Source organism: Streptomyces sp. 11x1 (assembly GCF_032598905.1).
GTDB lineage: Bacteria > Actinomycetota > Actinomycetes > Streptomycetales > Streptomycetaceae > Streptomyces.
The window spans coordinates 1,793,859-1,811,526 of the sequence record NZ_CP122458.1; the positions used below are offsets into that span (position 1 = coordinate 1,793,859).

13 protein-coding genes and 1 pseudogene are annotated in these 17,668 nt (G+C 71.4%); 8 read left to right on the forward strand and 6 right to left on the reverse strand.

The window, feature by feature from the left end:
• The first annotated feature begins 1 nt into the window (after position 1).
• The 5 genes from P8T65_RS07970 (at position 2) to P8T65_RS07990 (ending at position 7,187) form a co-directional block, all read left to right on the forward strand.
• Positions 2-1,834, forward strand: coding sequence for an NADH-ubiquinone oxidoreductase-F iron-sulfur binding region domain-containing protein (locus P8T65_RS07970; RefSeq protein ID WP_316724652.1), 1,833 nt, complete (start codon positions 2-4; stop codon positions 1,832-1,834).
• A complete protein-coding gene (locus tag P8T65_RS07975) occupies positions 1,831-2,691 on the forward strand; it encodes a 2Fe-2S iron-sulfur cluster-binding protein (protein WP_316724653.1) in 861 nt (286 codons plus the stop codon). The genes P8T65_RS07970 and P8T65_RS07975 overlap by 4 nt, the downstream gene beginning before the upstream one ends.
• 8 nt (positions 2,692-2,699) lie before the next feature.
• Complete coding sequence (fdhD, locus tag P8T65_RS07980) at positions 2,700-3,563, forward strand: formate dehydrogenase accessory sulfurtransferase FdhD (protein WP_316724654.1); 864 nt, start codon at positions 2,700-2,702, stop codon at positions 3,561-3,563.
• A gap of 440 nt (positions 3,564-4,003) precedes the next feature.
• Complete coding sequence (locus P8T65_RS07985; protein WP_316724655.1) at positions 4,004-5,941, forward strand: sialidase family protein; 1,938 nt, start codon at positions 4,004-4,006, stop codon at positions 5,939-5,941.
• A 10-nt stretch (positions 5,942-5,951) separates the two neighbouring features.
• A complete protein-coding gene (locus P8T65_RS07990) occupies positions 5,952-7,187 on the forward strand; it encodes a hypothetical protein (protein ID WP_316724656.1) in 1,236 nt (411 codons plus the stop codon).
• Here P8T65_RS07990 and P8T65_RS07995 read toward each other — a convergent pair.
• On the reverse strand, positions 7,126-8,181 hold the full coding sequence (locus tag P8T65_RS07995; RefSeq protein WP_316724657.1) for a bile acid:sodium symporter family protein: 1,056 nt from the start codon (positions 8,179-8,181) through the stop codon (positions 7,126-7,128). The two genes, P8T65_RS07990 and P8T65_RS07995, sit on opposite strands and share 62 nt — an antisense overlap.
• 141 nt (positions 8,182-8,322) lie before the next feature.
• Between P8T65_RS07995 and P8T65_RS08000 the strand changes: the two genes are divergently transcribed.
• Positions 8,323-9,198: a LysR substrate-binding domain-containing protein gene (locus tag P8T65_RS08000; protein WP_316724658.1), complete on the forward strand. Its 876-nt coding sequence runs from the start codon at positions 8,323-8,325 to the stop codon at positions 9,196-9,198.
• 277 nt (positions 9,199-9,475) lie between these two features.
• Positions 9,476-11,302 (forward strand): AMP-dependent synthetase/ligase, encoded by a 1,827-nt coding sequence (locus tag P8T65_RS08005; RefSeq protein WP_316724659.1) that lies wholly within the window; start codon positions 9,476-9,478, stop codon positions 11,300-11,302.
• A gap of 19 nt (positions 11,303-11,321) precedes the next feature.
• Here P8T65_RS08005 and P8T65_RS08010 read toward each other — a convergent pair whose 3' ends face one another.
• Positions 11,322-12,104: a Tat pathway signal sequence domain protein gene (locus P8T65_RS08010; protein ID WP_316724660.1), complete on the reverse strand. Its 783-nt coding sequence runs from the start codon at positions 12,102-12,104 to the stop codon at positions 11,322-11,324.
• Between the two features lie 232 nt (positions 12,105-12,336).
• On the opposite strand from P8T65_RS08010, the gene P8T65_RS08015 reads away from it, so the two are divergent.
• Positions 12,337-13,173 (forward strand): aldo/keto reductase, encoded by an 837-nt coding sequence (locus P8T65_RS08015; protein WP_316724661.1) that lies wholly within the window; start codon positions 12,337-12,339, stop codon positions 13,171-13,173.
• A gap of 87 nt (positions 13,174-13,260) precedes the next feature.
• On the opposite strand, the gene P8T65_RS08020 is transcribed toward P8T65_RS08015, so the two are convergent.
• From P8T65_RS08020 to P8T65_RS08035, 4 genes and pseudogenes are all read right to left on the reverse strand, one after another.
• On the reverse strand, positions 13,261-13,962 hold the full coding sequence (locus tag P8T65_RS08020) for an SDR family NAD(P)-dependent oxidoreductase (RefSeq protein WP_316724662.1): 702 nt from the start codon (positions 13,960-13,962) through the stop codon (positions 13,261-13,263).
• A gap of 124 nt (positions 13,963-14,086) precedes the next feature.
• On the reverse strand, positions 14,087-15,007 hold the full coding sequence (locus tag P8T65_RS08025; RefSeq protein ID WP_316724663.1) for a class I SAM-dependent methyltransferase: 921 nt from the start codon (positions 15,005-15,007) through the stop codon (positions 14,087-14,089).
• A gap of 104 nt (positions 15,008-15,111) precedes the next feature.
• Positions 15,112-15,730 (reverse strand): annotated as a pseudogene (locus P8T65_RS08030) (dihydrofolate reductase family protein).
• A 180-nt stretch (positions 15,731-15,910) separates the two neighbouring features.
• The gene (locus P8T65_RS08035) at positions 15,911-17,623 is read right to left on the reverse strand and encodes a glycoside hydrolase family 6 protein (RefSeq protein ID WP_316724664.1); all 1,713 of its coding nucleotides are present in this window, start codon (positions 17,621-17,623) and stop codon (positions 15,911-15,913) included.
• Positions 17,624-17,668 lie beyond the last annotated feature (45 nt).

Genomic DNA, 17,668 nt, shown 5'->3' on the forward strand with positions numbered 1-17,668 from the left:
AGTGGACCTGCACTTCGGTGACAGCAAACCGACGGACGAGGAGAAGGCGGCGGTCGACGCGCTGCTCGGGCCGCCGGAGTCCTCCTGGGAGGGCGCGGCCCGCGACGAGATGACGGCCGCCGATCTGCGGTGGGCACGGGGCGGCCGGGAAGCCCGGGAACGCCGTGACCTGCTGTTGCCGGGGCTGCACGCGATCAACGACCGGATCGGCTGGATCAGCGAGGGCGCGCTGGACTACCTCTGCCGACGGCTGACCGTGCCGCCGGCGGAGGCGTACGGCGTGGCCACCTTCTACGCCATGTTCTCGGTCGAGCCGCGACCCGCGACCGTGCTGCACCTGTGCACGGACCTGGCGTGCGCGGCGGCCGGGGCCGCCGACCTGTGCGCCGGGGTCGAGGCCCGCCTGGGCCTCGGCAGCGGGGTGAGCGTGCGGCGCAGCCCGTGCCTGGGACTGTGCGAGCGGGCACCCGCCGCGCTCGCGATCAAGGCCGGGGACCCGGTGCGTACGGCGGTGTCGGCGCCCGCGACCGTCGAGCGGGCCGTCCTCGCGGCGAGCGCGCCCGACTCGGCCGAGGAGGAACCGCCGGCGGCCATGGCGGTCCCCCAGGCCGGGGACCCGTCGCTGACGCTGCTGGGCCGCGTCGGGGTCGTCGATCCGTCCTCGCTCGACGACTACCGGGCGCACGGCGGTTACACGGCCCTGCGGCGGGCCTTCGAACTCGGGCCCGCCGGAGTCATCCGCGAGGTCACCGACTCGGGCCTGGTCGGGCGGGGCGGCGCCGCCTTCCCCACCGGCCGCAAGTGGCAGGCCACGGCGGCGCAGCCCGACCGTCCGCACCACCTCGTCTGCAACGCGGACGAATCCGAGCCGGGCACCTTCAAGGACCGCGTGCTCATCGAAGGCGACCCGTTCTCCCTGGTCGAGGCGATGACGATCGCGGGGTACGCGACCGGCGCGCACCGGGGCCACCTGTATCTGCGCGGCGAGTACCCGCGGGCGCTGCGCCTGCTGGAGAACGCCCTCGCACAGTGCCGGGCCCGGGGCCTGCTGGGCGACGACGTCCTCGGGCAGGGATACGCCTTCGACATCGAGATCCGCCGGGGCGCCGGGGCCTACATCTGCGGCGAGGAGACGGCCCTGTTCAACAGCATCGAGGGGTACCGGGGCGAGCCTCGTTCCAAGCCGCCGTTCCCGGTGGAGAAGGGCCTGTTCGGCAAGCCGACGGTGGAGAACAACGTCGAGACGCTCGTCAACGTCCTGCCGGTCCTCACCATGGGCGCCCCGGCGTACGCGGCGATCGGCACCGACCGCTCCACCGGGCCGAAGCTGTTCTGTGTCTCGGGCAGTGTCGAGCGGCCCGGCATCTACGAGCTGCCCTTCGGGGCCACGCTGGGAGAGCTGCTCGCACTCTCCGGCGTACGCGACGGCCTGCGCGCCGTCCTCCTCGGCGGCGCGGCCGGTGGTTTCGTCCGCCCCGACGAGCTGGACATCCCGCTCACCTTCGAGGGGACACGGGAGGCGGGCACGACGCTCGGCTCGGGGGTGGTGATGGCCTTCGACGACACGGTCCCGCTGCCCCGGCTGCTGCTGCGGATCGCCGAGTTCTTCCGGGACGAGTCCTGCGGGCAGTGCGTGCCGTGCCGGGTGGGGACCGTACGGCAGGAGGAGGCGCTGCACCGGATCGCCGAGCGGACCGGGGCGGCCGCGGCCGGTGACATCGCCCTGCTCAGGGAGGTCGGCCGCGCCATGCGGGACGCCTCCATCTGCGGTCTCGGACAGACCGCGTGGAACGCCGTGGAATCCGCCATCGACCGTCTGGGGGCGTACGAATGACCGTGATCCCGCTGGGAGTGCCGCGTCGCCTCCTGGAGTTCACCCTCGACGGGGAGCCGGTGCGTGCCCCCGAGGGCTCCACGATCCTGGACGCCTGCCGGGCCGCCGGCAAGGACGTGCCGACCCTCTGCGAGGGCGACACCCTCACCCCGAAGAACGCCTGCCGGGTCTGTGTCGTCGAGGTCGAGGGCGCCCGGACCCTGGTCCCGGCCTGCTCCCGCAAGGCCGAGCCAGGCATGGAGGTGCGGACGGACACCGAGCGCGCCCGGCACAGCCGCAAGATCGTGCTGGAACTCCTCGCGTCGTCGGTCGATCTCTCGACGACCCCGAAGGTCGCGGGATGGCTCAAGGAGTACGAGGCGAAACCGGACCGCTTCGGCCCGGACGCGGCCCGACTGAACGAGGAGCCCAAGGTCGACAACGAGCTGTACGTCCGGGACTACGACAAATGCATCCTGTGTTACAAGTGCGTGGACGCCTGTGGGGACCAGTGGCAGAACACGTTCGCGATCTCCGTCGCGGGCCGGGGCTTCGACGCCCGGATCGCCGTGGAGCACGACGCCCCGCTCACCGACTCGGCCTGCGTGTACTGCGGCAACTGCATCGAGGTCTGCCCGACGGGCGCGCTGTCCTTCAAGTCGGAGTTCGACATGCGGGCGGCGGGCACCTGGGACGAGTCGGCGCAGACGGAGACCACCACGGTGTGCGCGTACTGCGGTGTGGGCTGCAACCTCACACTCCATGTGCAGGACAATGAGATCGTGAAGGTCACCTCGCCGCACGACAACCCGGTGACCCACGGCAACCTCTGCATCAAGGGCCGTTTCGGCTACCAGCACGTACAGAACCGGGACTGAGACACGACATGGGACGAGTCACGGAACGACGCAAGGTGATCCGCATCCGGGACGGCGCGGTCTCCACCCGCCCGGACACGCTCGTCGCCGAGGAACCGATGGAGATCCGGCTGAACGGCAAGCCGCTCGCGATCACCATGCGCACCCCGGGCGACGACTTCGCCCTGGCGGCGGGGTTCCTGGTCAGCGAAGGGGTGCTCGCCCAGCGGTCGGACCTGCAGAACATCGTCTACTGCGCGGGAGCCACGGCGGACGGCTCGAACACCTACAACGTGGTGGACGTGAAGACCGCGCCCGGGGTCACCGTCCCGGACATCACCCTCGAACGCAACGTCTACACGACCTCGTCCTGCGGGCTGTGCGGGAAGGCGTCGCTGGACGCCGTACGGACGACCGCCCGGTGGGCCGTCGACGACACGCACGGCGGTGACGCTCCCCCGGTCCGGCTCGACCCCGAACTCCTCGCGGGCCTCCCCGACCGGCTCCGCGCGGCCCAGCGGGTCTTCGACCGGACCGGGGGTCTGCACGCGGCGGCCCTGTTCAGCGAGGACGGCGAGCTGCTCGACGTACGGGAGGACGTCGGGCGGCACAACGCCGTGGACAAGCTGGTGGGGCGGGCGCTGCAGAGCGGGTCGCTGCCGCTGTCGAGGGCCGTGCTGCTGGTGTCGGGGCGAGCCTCGTTCGAGCTGGCGCAGAAGGCGGTGATGGCGGGGATCCCGGTGCTGGCCGCGGTGTCGGCACCGTCGTCCCTCGCGGTGGACCTGGCGGCGGAGACCGGGCTGACGCTGGTGGGCTTCCTGCGGGGTGCCTCCATGAACGTGTACGCGGGCGAGCACCGGATCGCTCTGCGGGCCGCGGCCGCGAAAGGGTGAGCGGCTCCCCGCGACACGGCGGCGGGGCCCCCGACGGCGGGGAGCGCCCCCTGCGCCCTGGGGGCCCCGCCGTTTGCCTCGCCGGGCAACGCCATGGGCCCACTGGTTTCGTCGGCGGGTGCGGGTGGGTGAGGGCTGGTCGCGCAGTTCCCCGCGCCCCTGAAAGACCAGGCCCTGCGGGCCTGAATGGCGACGGGGCTGAGGGGTGAAAAGCGCGGGGCGCAGCCCCTGCTCTTCAGGGGCGCGGGGAACTGCGCGAGAAGCCCCCACCCACCCGCACCCGCCGACGAAACACGCACCCCCCACCCTCTGACGCGAAACACGCCCACCCACCCGCACGGTTCTTGTGAGCCCCAGACCCCCCAAGTACCGTCATGGCCGCACATCGGACGTGGGACGTCCGATGTCCCATCACCCAGACGGATGAAGGGCTGGCCACCGTGCCGTCGATTCTTCGCGCACGCCTCAGATCCCCCCTCACCGCGGTGCTCACCACCACCGCCCTCCTCGCCCTCAGCCCCTCCCACCACGCCGGGGCCGCGCCCCAACCCACCCCCATCACGGCCGAGTTCGAGCAGCAGGTCCTCTTCAAGGCCTCCCAGGACCCCGGCTACGCCTGCTTCCGCATCCCGGCGATCGTGCGAAGCAACACCGGCACCCTGCTCGCCTTCGCCGAGGGCCGCGTCCTGAACTGCGGGGACGCGGCCGACATAGACCTCGTGGTGAAGCGGTCCACGGACGGCGGCCGCACCTGGGGCCCCTTGCAGGTGGTCAACGAGGGCGGCGGCGACACCCACGGCAACCCCGCCCCCGTGGTCGACCGCCGGACCGGCCGCATCGTGCTGGCGGAGACGTACAACACGGGCCGCCTCGACAGCGCGAGCTGTGACGTCCCCTGCGACCGCGCCCCGCACCTCCAGCGCAGCGACGACGACGGGCTGACCTGGTCCGAGCCGCGCAGCCTGAGCGACCAGATCCGCCCGGCCGACTGGAACTCCTGGTACGCCACCGGCCCGGTGCACGGCATCCAGCTCACCCGGGGCCCGCGCGCCGGACGCCTCGTGCTCGGCGTCAACGCCGAGACCTGGGCGGGCGGCCGGGTCACCGCCAACCACGCGGCGCTCGTGACCAGCGACGACGGCGGGGAGAACTGGAGGATCGGCGCCACGGACACCTGGCCGGTCGCGGACGACGGAACGTTCCGCCAGAAGCCGTCGGAGCTGACACTCGCCGAGCGCGCGGACGGCTCGGTGCTGGTCAGCGGGCGCGAGCAGGACGGCACCGACCTGGGCCACCGCAGCCAGACGGTCAGCAGGGACGGGGGCACCACCTTCACCGGGCCCTTCCGGGCGCTCCCGGACCTGTACACGCCCCAGGTGCAGGGCTCCGTGCTGCGCCTCGGGAACCGGATGCTGCTGGCGGCCCCGGCCGACCTCGACCGCCGCCGCACCATGGCGATCCGCTCCTCGTACGACGGCGGGCGCACCTGGGAGAGCGTGGACCGGGGCACGGTCGTCACCACGGACTGGTCCGGCTACTCGGATCTGGTCCGGATCGGCGGCGGCGAGGCAGGCAACGAGGTCGTCGGGCTGCTGTACGAGGGCGGCGCGGTCGACGCCCGGGACGAGATCCGCTTCGCCCGGTTCACCGAGGACTGGCTGAAGCCCCGCAGGGGTCCGGACCCGACGACGCCGGACCTCGCGCCCGGCGGCAGACCGGCGGCCGTCCTCGGGGGCGCCCGGCCCACGGACGGCGTGGTCGGCGGCGCGCTCGGGTTCGACGGCGCCGACGACGCCGTACGGCTGCCGTACCGGTCCCGACTGCCGCTCGGCACCGAGGAGTTCACCGCCTCGCTCTGGTTCCGGTACTCGGCGACCGCCGGGGAACAGCCGATGCTGTGGATGGGCGGGGTCGGCACCACACAGCCGCAGGTGTGGCTGCGCGGGGAGCCGGCGTCCGGGCGGCTGACGGGGCTGATCACCGTGCGGGACGGGGCCTCGCCGCCCCGCACCGCCTCCGTGCGCTCCACGGGCGCGTACAACGACGGGGCGTGGCACCGGCTCGTGCTACGGCGCGATGGGGGTACCTCCCGCGCGAGCGCAGCCGAGCGTGGGGGAGGGCAGCTCACCCTCTTCGTCGACGGCACCGCGTTCACCGCCGCCGACGTCCCCGGATCGGTCAGCCGGAACTCGCCGTTCGGCGTGCACATCGGGCAACGGGTGGACAGCCGCGCCCACTTCACCGGCTCGATCGACGAAGTACGGCTGTACGACCGGGCGTTGAGCGACGCGGAAGTGGCCGGGCTCTCGTCGGCCGACTCCGCGACGCGCGGCGAGATCCTGCGACTGCCCATGGACCGGGTGAACGCGGGCAACTAACGTCCCTTGCGTGCCCGACGACGCCGGAGCGCGACAGCGGACAGGGGCCGGACCGGTCCTGATCCTGGCCCTGGTCCTGGCCCTCGCCGCCGTGCTGCTCACCGTCCTCCCGGACGACGACCGGGAGGGCGGCGTGTCCTGCACGGCCAGTACGGTCCGGGACTGGAACCCGGACACGTCGCTGACCGGCGAGTTCACCCGGTACGGCGACGACGCGACCCGCACCGACGACTGGACCGGCGGCGACGGCACCCACTCCGTGCGGCTCCCGGACGGGCGGGTCCTGTGGCTGTTCTCGGACACCTATCTGGGCCAGGTGCACCCACCGCCCAACCCGGCCGGCGAGTCCGTCGCCTGGCGGGACGTCGCCACGCCCCTGGTACGCAACTCGGCCGTGGTGATGTCCCCTTCGGGTCGTCTGGAGGCCACGCTCCCGGCGCCCGTCTTCCCGGACCCGGCCCCGCAGCGATGGCGCTGGCCGGTGGCCGCCCGGGTCGAGCCCCGCTCCCCCGGCTCGGACGAGAAGGTCGTACGGGTGCTGCTGTGGACGCGTACGGCAGGGCCGTCGCCGTGGATCTACGGGGTGCCCACCGCGACCGAGGTCGCCACCCTGTCGCTGCCGGAGCTGCGGTTGGAGGGGATCACCACGGTGCTGGACCAGGAGGCGGTCGCTGATCCGGCCCGGCGGGTGCTGTTCGGGACGACGGCCGTGGACGCGGGCGAGTGGACGTACGTCTTCGGCGGCACCGACGCCCAGGCCGCCTCCCGGCCGACCTCACACGCGTATGTGGCCCGGGTGCCGCGCGGCCGGCTCGGGGAGCCGGGGGCGTGGGAGTACTGGGACGGAAGCCGGTGGGCGGTGCGGGGGCGGCCGAAGGCGGTGCTCGGCGACGGTGGGGACAAGGGGGTGGGCAGTGCCTTCAGCGTCGTCCGGGACGGGCGCACCTATGTGCTGTTCACCATGGCCGCCGGGACGGCGGGGCTGACGACCGTCACCGCGTACTGGGCCTGCTCCCCCACCGGCCCCTGGCACGGGCCCACCGAGGGGTTCAGTCCCCCGCTGCCGAACAGCGGCGTCGCGGCGTACAACCCGCAGGCGCACCGGGCGGTCGGCGACGGGCGGCTGGTGCTCAGCTACGACGTCAACTGGCTGGACGCCGACGCGGCAGCGGCGCAGCTGAACATCACCCGGAACGTTTCCCTGTACCGGCCGCGGTTCGTATCGCTTCGTCTGGCTGCTCCGTGACCGCCGGCTCGTCCGCGGAGCCCTCCACCGGGTCCTTGGCGCGGCGCTTGGCGATGACCGCGCAGACCATGAGCTGCATCTGGTGGAAGAGCATCAGCGGCAAGACGGCGAGGGACGCCTCGGTGCCGAACAGGACGCTCGCCATGGGCAGTCCGGAGGCGAGGGACTTCTTGGAGCCCGCGAACTGGATCGCGACGCGGTCCGCCCGGTCGAAGCGCAGGGCCTTGGCGCCGTACCAGGTGAGCAGCAGCATCACCGCGAGCAGGACCGCCTCGACGACGAGGAGTCCGGCGAGCCGCAGCGGGCTGACCTGGCTCCAGATCCCGCGCACCATACCCTCGCTGAAGGCGACGTAGACGACGAGGAGGATGGAGCCGCGGTCGACGAGGCCGAGGATCCGCTTGTGCCGGGTGACGAAGCCGCCGATCCAGCGGCGGGCCAGCTGTCCGGCGACGAACGGCACCAGCAGCTGGAGCACGATCTTCAGCAGCGAGTCGGCGGAGAAGCCGCCGACGCTGGCGCCCAGCAGGCTCGCGGCGAGCAGCGGGGTGACCACGATGCCCGCGAGGGAGGAGAAGGAGCCCGCGCAGATCGCGGCGGGGACGTTGCCCCGGGCCATCGAGGTGAAGGCGATCGAGGACTGGATCGTCGACGGGACGAGGGTGAGGAAGAGCAGACCGGCGTAGAGGGAGGGGGTGAGGAATACCGGTTCGAGGCCGCGGGCCGCCAGACCCAGCAGCGGGAAGATGACGAACGTGCAGGCCAGAACGGTGAGATGGAGCCGCCAGTGCTTGAGGCCGTCGAGGGCCTCGCGGGTGGAGAGCCGGGCGCCGTAGAGAAAGAAGAGGAAGGCGATCGCGGCCGTGGACGCCCCCGAGGCGACCTCGGCGGCCGCGCCCCGCGCCGGGAGGAGCGCCGCGACGCCCACCGTCCCGAGCAACAGCAGGATGTACGGGTCGATCGGCATCCAACTCGGCCACTTCAGGCGTTTCACGGTGCTCCACGTACTTTCGATGAGGGTGCGTCAGGGGCCGGAAGGCCCCTCTCCATCGTCCTCTCCCGCCCCTTGATCGGGAATCCTTCATACCGCTCTGACTGTTATCGCGTTCCACGATAAGCGGGTAGGCTGGCGCTCGTGTACGACCCCTCCCAGCTGCGCACCTTCCTCGCCGTGGCCCAGACCCTGAGCTTCACCCAGGCCGCCCGGCGGCTGGGGCTGCGGCAGTCCACGGTCAGCCAGCACGTGCGGCGGCTGGAGGACGCGGCCGGGCGGCAGCTGTTCTCCCGGGACACGCACTCCGTGGAGCTGACGGAGGACGGCGAGGCGATGCTCGGCTTCGCCCGGCGGCTCCTTGAGGTGCACGAGCAGGCGACGGCGTTCTTCACCGGGACCCGGCTGCGCGGACGGCTGCGGTTCGGCGCCTCGGAGGACTTCGTGCTGACCCGGCTCCCGGAGATCCTGGAGGCCTTCCGGCACGACCATCCCGAGGTGGAGCTGGAGCTGACCGTCGAGCTGTCGGGCACGCTGCACGAGCGGCTCGCGGCGGGCAAGCTCGATCTGGTGCTGGCCAAGCGCCGTCCGGAGGATCCCCGCGGCGAGCCCGTCTGGACGGACCGGCTGGTGTGGATCGGCGCGGAGCGGCTCCGCCTCGACGCCGACCGGCCGGTCCCGCTGATCATCTATCCACCGCCGGGCATCACCCGCACCCTGGCCCTGGAGGCGCTGGAGCGCGAGGGCCGCGCCTGGCGGATCGCCTGCACCAGCGGCAGCCTCAACGGCCTCGTCGCCGCCGCCCGGGCGGGCCTCGGCGTGATGGCGCATTCCCGCCGTCTGGTGCCCCCCGGCCTGGTCCGCGTCCCGGAGCGGGCCGGGCTGCCGGAGCTCGGCGAGGTCGACTTCGTCCTCGTCCACGGCCGCCGCCCGGGTGCGGCGACGAGCGCGGCGGACGCCCTCGCGGCGGCCATCCTCGCCGGCGGCGACCGGCTCCACGGCCGTGCACGGGGGGTGTGACGGCCCCGGACCGGACCTGAACGATGCTCGCGTTTCCCCAGGTCGGATCGTGTTCGCGAGGACGCGCACCGTAACCGGACCGTGCGGGTTCGGTGGAGATTGCGGTCCCGAAACTTACTGATGCGCCAGGAATTGCGCCTGAGACCTCCCCATCTGCGTGTGTTTTCCGGCGTCACGCCCTGCCGTCCCCTCGAATGCGCCCCCTCCACGACCCTCCCGTCCGTTCTCCCGGTGAGGTAGCTTTCACGCGCTGTGCGGAGCGCCACGAGGAGCGGGTTTGCGCGAGTTCACCAACCCCCCGTTGGCGTCGGCGCCGCCGGTGGGCGGCCTGGCCGACGTCGTCTTCGAGTACGCCCAGGAGGACCCGGCGCACATCGCGCTCGGCCGCAAGGACGAGCGGGGCGAGTGGCGCGACGTGACCTCCGCCGAGTTCCGCGACGAGGTCCTCGCACTGGCGAAGGGCCTGCTGGCGCAGGGCATCCGGTTCGGCGACCGGGTCGCCATCATGTGCCGTACGCGCTACGAGTGGACCCTCTTCGACTACGCGCTGTGGACCGTCGGCGCCCAGGTCGTCCCCGTCTACCCGACCTCCTCGGCCGAGCAGGTCTTCTGGATGCTGTACGACTCCCAGTGCACGGCCGCCATGGTCGAGCACGAGGACCACGCGATGACCATCGCCACGGTCATCGACCGGCTCCCGCAGCTGCGCAGGCTCTGGCAGCTGGACGTGGGCGCGGTGCAGGAGCTGTACGAGTCGGGGGCGCACCTCGACGACGAGGTGGTGCACCGGCACCGGCGCGCGGTGACGCCGGAGTCGATCGCGACGATCATCTACACCTCCGGCACGACGGGCCGCCCCAAGGGCTGTGTCATCTCGCACGCCAACTTCATGGTCGAGGCGGACACGGTCATCGAGCGCTGGGCGCCGCTGTTCAAGTCCCGCAGGGGTGACGAGGCGGCGACGCTGCTGTTCCTGCCGCTCGCGCACGTCTTCGGGCGGATGGTGCAGGTCGCGGGCATCCGGGGGAAGGTCAAGTTCGGCCATCAGCCGCAGCTCAATGCGGCGGTCCTGCTGCCCGACCTGGCCGCCTTCAAGCCGACGTTCTTCCTCGCGGTGCCGTACATCTTCGAGAAGGTCTTCAACGCGAGCCGGCGCAAGGCCGAACGCGAGGGCAGGGACGGGCCGTTCGAGAAGGCCGTCGAGGTCGCCGTGAAGTACGCGGACGCGATGGAGGCACGTGCCTGGGGCACCGGGCCCGGCCCGTCGGCCGGGCTGCGGATGCAGCACCAGTTCTTCGACAAGGTCGTCTACGGCAAGATCCGCGAGGCCATGGGCGGCCGGATCAAGTACGCGATGTCGGGCGGTTCGGCGATGGACCGCCGGCTCGGCCTGTTCTTCGCGGGCGCGGGCGTCCACATCTTCGAGGGGTACGGTCTGACGGAGTGCACGGCGGCCGCGACCGCCAACCCGCCGGAACGCACCCGGTACGGCACCGTCGGCCAGGCCATCCCGGGCATGACCGTGCACATCGCGGACGACGGCGAGATCTGGCTGCGCGGCCCCAACGTCTTCCAGGGCTACCTCAACAACCAGAAGGCCACCGACGAGACGCTGCACGACGGCTGGCTCGCCACCGGTGACCTGGGCTCCCTCGACGAGGACGGCTATCTCACCATCACCGGGCGGAAGAAGGAGATCCTGGTGACCTCGGGCGGCAAGAGCGTCTCGCCCGCGATCCTGGAGGAACGGGTGCGCGACCATCCGCTGGTCGCCCAGTGCATCGTGGTCGGCAACGACCGCCCGTACATCGCCGCGCTGGTCACCCTGGACGGGGAGGCCGTCGAGCACTGGCTCCAGATGCACCACAAGGCGAAGCTGTCGCCGGCCGAGCTGGTGCGCGATCCGGAGCTGGAGACCGAGGTGCGGCGGGCGGTGGTCGCCGCCAACACCCTGGTCTCGCAGGCCGAGTCGATCCGTACGTTCCGGATCCTCGCCCACCAGTTCACCGAGGAGCACGGTCTGCTGACGCCCTCGCTGAAGCTGAAGCGGAAGGCGATCGAGAAGGCGTACGCGAGCGAGGTCGAGGCGCTGTACCGGGCGTGAGCCCCGCCCCCCTCGCCGGTCAGACCAACTGGTAGCCCCGCATGTTCCGCAGCAGCAGATGGCAGTTCTGCAGGGAACCCGAGGTGTCGCCCAGCGAGCGGTAGATGCCCCACTTGGGGCGGAGCCGGTCCGCGAGAAAGGTGTCGACGCCGGCGCGGGAGACGTCGATGAGCGTGGTGGAGCCCTTCTTGAGGATCCAACGCACCGAACCGGCCGAGCCGTTGCCCACCTTGACCTGGAAGTCGACGTCCACCCAGGAGTTGTGCAGCGGCGCCAGGTCGGTGCGCCCGACCAGGATGTCGTCGATCGGCAGCTTCAGTTCGATGGTCTGCGCCCCGTTCACCCGTCGCAGGGACTGCACGACGAGCGGCGAGCTGCCGGCGCCGGGCTGTTTCATCTGCATGATGTGCGTGAAGCTGGTGGTCGCCTTCAGCGAGGTCGGGATGTACATCTGGTAGGTGACCCGCCAGGTCTGCCCCTCTGTCCAGCGCAGGAAGCCGCTGCCCGTCCGCAGGCCGGTGACCTCGTGGCGCTGACGGTCGGTGGAGGTGTCCCGGTCGACGGTGTGCATGTCGAACCGCCAGGTGTCGCCGGTGGCGCGGATGTGCGGCGCGGCGGCGGTGTGGGAGTCGGCGCGGTCGTCCTCCAGGGTCTCGAAGGCCCGCAGTCCGTCGGCGCTCGCCGAGGGGGACCACTTCAACTGCCAGGAGGCGGCGTGCGCGGCGGGGGCCGGCAGCGCGGCGGCGGCCGCCGCCGCGCTGCCGAGCGCGGCGCCGAGGATGTTCCTGCGTGTGGGGGTCATCAGCCATCCATTCACGTACGTGAGTGAGATTCACCGACGTGTGTCGCGGCAAGGACAGGTTCCCCGCGTGACTGCGTTCGGTCAATGGTCCAGACCGATAGGTTGGGACCGCCGGATCCATTTCCGGCCAATCTGCGATTCGGGGCGCGAGCGAGCCGCTCAGGAATGCATCGCGCGCCGTGATCGTTGACGATGGGAAGTACCACCCGACGACTTGAAGGATCGAGAGCTCGTGAGCAGCAAGGTCCCCCCGATCATCCTGAACAACGGCGTCGAGATGCCCCAGCTGGGCTTCGGCGTGTGGCAGGTGCCGGACGACGAGGCCGAGCAGGCGGTCACCACCGCACTGGAGGCCGGCTACCGGAGCATCGACACCGCCGCGATCTACGGCAACGAGGAGGGTACGGGCAAGGCACTCGCCAAGGCCGGCGTCGCCCGCAAGGACCTCTTCGTCACCACCAAGCTCTGGAACAGCGACCAGGGCTACGAGTCCACCCTGCGCGCCTTCGACGAGTCCCTGGACAAGCTCGGCCTGGAGTACGTGGATCTGTACCTGATCCACTGGCCGATGCCGGACCGGGGCACCTTCGTCGACACGTTCAAGGCGTTCGAGAAGCTCTACGCCGACGGACGCGCGAAGGCCATCGGTGTCTCCAACTTCCTTCCGGAGCACCTGGAGACCCTGATCGAGGCCACGAACGTCATCCCGGCCGTCAACCAGATCGAGCTGCACCCGCACCTGCAGCAGCTCGCCGCCCGCGAGTACCACGCGGAGCAGGGCATCGCCACCGAGGCCTGGTCGCCGCTCGGCCAGGGCAAGGGGCTCCTGGAGGTCCCGGCGATCATCGCGATCGCACAGAAGCACGGCCGCACCCCCGCGCAGGTGGTCCTCCGCTGGCACCTCCAGCTGGGCAACGTGGTCATCCCCAAGTCCGTGACCCCGTCCCGCATCAAGGAGAACATCGAGGTCTTCGACTTCTCCCTGGACACCGAGGACATCGCCGCGATCAGCGCACTGAACGAGGACCGGCGCATCGGCCCGGACCCGGCGACGTTCAACCAGGCCTGAGACAAGGCCCGAGACAGACCTGAGACCGCCCGTCGGAAGGCTTCCGACGGGCGGTCTCGCGTGTGCCCGGCACCCGTGGTGCCCGCGTCAGACCGGCTGCCCGATCGGCCGTACGACCACGGTGTTGATGTCCACCCCGGCCGGCTGGCGGATCGCCCAGACCACGGAGTCGGCGATCTGGTCGGCGGTGAGGAGATGGCCGGGCGGCAGGCTGCCGTAGCTGTCCCAGAACGGCGTCTCCACGCGGCCGGGCGCGATGAGGGTCACGCCGACGCCCCACTCGGTGACCTGACGCCGTGTGTTCTCGGCGAGCCCGGTGACGGCCCACTTGGTCGCGCCGTAGATGTTCCCGGGCCCGTGAATGAAACCCGCGACGCTGCCGACCAGCATGATCCGCCCCCTGCTCTCCTTGAGGGCGTCGATGGAGGCCCGGATGAGCAGGGCCGGGCCGAGCACATTGGTCAGCACCATCTCCGACCACCCGGCCGGATCCCCCTCGGCGACCGTGTCGTGGGTGCCGAACCCGGCGTTGGCGAGGACGGTGTCGATCCGCCCGAACTCCTTCAGCGTGGCGGCCACCGCCGCCTGTACGTCCGCGTACTCCGCGGCGTGCCCCGGCAGGGTCAACAGGCTGTCCGGATCGCCGAGTCCGGCGGCGAAGGCCCGCAACCGGTCGGGCCCGCGCCCGGTGACGGCCACCCGGTGGCCGAGGTCGAGCAACTGCCGGGCGACAGCGGCTCCGATGCCGCTGGATCCGCCGGTGATGAGCGCCACGGGAGCGTCGGTCATGGAAGTCCCCCTACTGGTTCCGGCCGGCCGGGTGGACTCCGGCCGGCGTGCGGAGTCCATCACTTGGAGCGCTCTCGAAGTCAAGCGCCTCCGGGCCAGGGGGACTTCGCCGCGACGCGCTCCGTCACCGCCGAGCCACATGCACCGTCTGGGCCGCGAGGACGAAGAGGTCCGTGCGGTGGTGCAGGCTCGCCTTGTCGTCGGGGTCGAGGAGGCGGTCGACCGTCGAGAGGTCGGCGGCGTCGAGGAACTCCGCGAGCATGCCCCGGGCACGCTGGAACTGGCCCACGGCGTAGGCGCGGGCGGCTTCGGGGACCGGGGCCGGCAGGTCCAGCAGGAAGGTGCGGGACGTGGCGTCGCGCAGACCCACGGCGGTGAGCAGTCCCGGCCAGTCCTCGGTCTCCGGGACGCTCCCGGGCACCGACCCCCGCATCTCGGTGAACCACCGGTCCTCCGCCGCGTCGATCCGGGACTGCAGCCCGGGGCGTCCGATGCCGATGTCACGCGGCAGGAACCGGCTGGGCAGCCCGCCCTCGACGAGGGCCAACGTGCCGCCGGGCGCCAGGCGTTCGGCGAAGGCGGCGAGGGCGGCGCGCTGGTCGCCGAGGTGGTGCAGACTGCGGCTGGCCCACATCAGGTCGGCTGGGTAGTCCAACTCTCCCAGACCGTCAGGGAGTTCGGCCTCCAGGGTGGCGAACCGGTCCGCGAGACCAAGCTGTTCGGCACGGGTACGCGCACGCCCCAGCAGCGGCCCCGAGCCGTCCAGTGCGACGACCCGGGCGCCGGGGAACTCCTCGGCGAGCAGACAGCTCACCACCCCCGGGCCGCTGCCGACGTCGACGACCAGCCCCGGCTCGGGCTGGCGCATGGCGACCCAGGCGGCGGCACGCCGGTTGAGCGGGTCGAACAGTTCCGCCTGCTCCACGAGGTGCTCGGCCAGCTCGGCCCAGTCCAGATCGGTGTGGTGGCCGTGATCGTGGCCGTGGCCCTGCCCGCACTGGTGTCCGTGCCGGTGCGGGTCCTGGTCGTGGTGGTGCTGCCCCATGACGGTGAGCCTCTCTTCCGGGTGGTGTCAGCCTGCTCCGACGCACCCGACGACCGCCACCTCTCTTGCCGTATCGGCAAATCTGCCGTGCCGATTCCGCCCGGTCAGCTCTGCTGTGCCGACCGGTAGACACACACGTTCGCACCGGTGCCGCTGGTGGTCGTGGAGACCAGTTCCAGGGCGTGCTTGGCACCGTCGCCCGGGAAGATCGTCTTGCCGCCGCCGAGGAGCACCGGCATGACGATCAGGACGAGCTCGTCGACGAGCCCCTCCTGGAGGAGGGTGCGGGCGAGCGTCGGGCTGCCCATGACCAGCAGGTCGCCCCCCTCGGCCTCGCGGAGTTTGCGGATCTCGGCGACCGCCTCCGCGCCCGGGACGAGCGTGGTGTTGTCCCAGGTCAGCTCGGACTCGGTGAGCGTCGTGGACACGACGTACTTGCGGATGGATTTCATCCGGTCGGCTGGGGGTCCCCCCGCTTGCGGGGGAGGGTCGCCCGCGCGGTCGGGCCACGCCCCCGCCATGGCCTTCCAGGTGCGGCGGGCCGTACAGCAGGGCGTCGGCCTTCTCCAGCGCGGTGTCCCAGGCGCCGCCCACGACCTCCGGGTCGAAGAACGGGTGGGTCCAGCCGCCGTGGGCGAACCCGCCGTCGGTGTCCTCGTCGGCACCGCCGGGCGCCTGCACGATTCCGTCCAGGCTCACGAACTCGCAGATCACGATGCGCATGGGGTTCTCTTCTCTCTCACTGTCACGGGCTTACGGCGATACAGACCGCCGCGCCGCCCGGAACTCATCGCATCCACCCGCCTCCCTCATCGTGACGTGGCTCACACGGGCATACCACCGGTCCGCCGGGGGTGGGGGAAGAGGGACTGACCCCTGGCGGACCGGTTCACGCGAGCGGACTCAGAGCGCGGGGTACGCGTTCTGCATCAGCTGCTGGAACTGGGCGGAGAACCAGTGCCCGGAGATCGGCGCGTTCGCCAGGGCGCCGGACATGTTGTAGTTGTTCCGCGGGTTGCCCGTGTACGTCGGGTCGCACATGCGGTCGAAGCCCTTGCCCTCGTCGTTCGGGATGGCGGAGCTGGCCCCGTCGGACTCCCCCGGCGGCTTCATCCACACGTAGGCGTCGATCCCGGTCGCCGGGGAGGCCTTCGGACGCTCGCCGAGACCGGCTCCGGACTGGTTGCACCAGTTGCCCGTGTTGAGGCGGCGGTCGTAGCGCCCGCCGTCGATGTAGGTGTCGACGCTGGTCGTCGCGCCCGGTCCGGTGGGCCGTGCGGTACCGCCCCAACCGTTGCGGGAGGTGTCGATGAGCATGCCGATGTTCGAGTTGAAGCCCGCCGAGACCGCCTGGGCGCGGAAAGCCTGGGCGAAGGACAGTTCGTCGACGTAGCGGTTCCAGTCCAGCCACTTCGACTCGCGGACCGACTTGCCGGCCACCGTGTCGTTGATGGTGAAGTTGTTCTCCTTCAGCGCGCTGTAGTTCGCCGTGTTCGTGATGAAGCCGTGGACGTCGTTCACCGTGGCGCCCTCGGCGGTCGCCGCCTCCTTCATGATGGCGGCGGAGGGGGCGAAGTTGTCGTCCCAGCCGAGCCAGCCGTGGTGGCCGGCGTCGACGTAGTTGTAGACGTTGGGGACGTCGCCCAGCTTGTTCAGCGCGTACCCGACACCCTTGACGTAGTTGCCGTTGGCCTTCATCACGTCGCACTGCGGCACGGCCGTCGGGCGGCTGCCGACGTTGGTGACGAGGTTGGGCAGCGAGTCGATCTCGACCGTGGTGACGATCCGCAGGCCGGCGTACTTGGAGTCGGCGAGGATCGCCTTGATCGGGTCGATGTACTGGGTCTTGTACTTGTCGATCTCCGTGGGGCCCAGCTCGCCGTTGGAGGCGAGGGCCGAGCAGTCACGGCCGGGCAGGTTGTAGATCACCAACTGGACGACGAGCTCGCCCGAGCCCTTCTGCCGGAGCGCCTCGTCGAGGTGGGCGCGCAGGCCCATCTTGCCGCCGGCGCCCGCGATGGCGGCGATGCGGTCCAGCCAGACACCCGTCGGCTGGTTGGAGATCCGACTGCCGCCCGGTTCGGCGGCGGCGTTGGCGGACCACTCGGGGTTCACGTACACCTTGGCGCCGCTGTACGGGTTGTCCACCCTGCTGCCCGGCGTGCCCGGGTCCGGATCGGTGCCGCCTCCACCGCCGTCGTCGACGTTGCAGGTCACGCCGTCGAGCGTGAAGGTCGCCGGAAGCGCGTTGGTGCCGCTGTAGGAGGCCTGGAAGCCGAAGCTGACCGAACCGCCGGTGGCCAGCGTGCCGTTGTACGTCTCGTTGGCGGCGGTCACCGACGTGCCGCTCTGGGTGATCCGGGAGTTCCAGCCGCTGGTGACCTGCTGGTTGCCCGCGTACGACCACTTCACGGCCCACGAGGACTTCGCGGCGCTGTTGTTGGTGACGGTGACGGCGGCGGTGAAGCCGGTGGACCACTGGTTCTGCACCTTGTAGTCGACGGTGCAGGGGACCGCCTGAGCACCGACGTCGTCGGGCACCGCGGCGACGGCGGTCCCGGCGGCGCCGGCGACCAGCGCCAACGCCGCGAGGAGTGCTGTTCTGGTACGGCTCATGAGTGCGGGTTCCTCTTCCGTAGTGGGGTGTACGAGGAGGAGTCG

Coding starts and splice junctions, on each gene's coding strand:
- P8T65_RS08020 (WP_316724662.1), bottom strand. CDS start 13,962: ATGACCGACGCTCCCGTGGCGCTCATCACCGGCGGATCCAGCGGCATC.
- P8T65_RS07975 (WP_316724653.1), top strand. CDS start 1,831: ATGACCGTGATCCCGCTGGGAGTGCCGCGTCGCCTCCTGGAGTTCACC.
- P8T65_RS08025 (WP_316724663.1), bottom strand. CDS start 15,007: ATGGGGCAGCACCACCACGACCAGGACCCGCACCGGCACGGACACCAG.
- P8T65_RS08010 (WP_316724660.1), bottom strand. CDS start 12,104: ATGACCCCCACACGCAGGAACATCCTCGGCGCCGCGCTCGGCAGCGCG.
- fdhD (WP_316724654.1), top strand. CDS start 2,700: ATGGGACGAGTCACGGAACGACGCAAGGTGATCCGCATCCGGGACGGC.
- P8T65_RS08035 (WP_316724664.1), bottom strand. CDS start 17,623: ATGAGCCGTACCAGAACAGCACTCCTCGCGGCGTTGGCGCTGGTCGCC.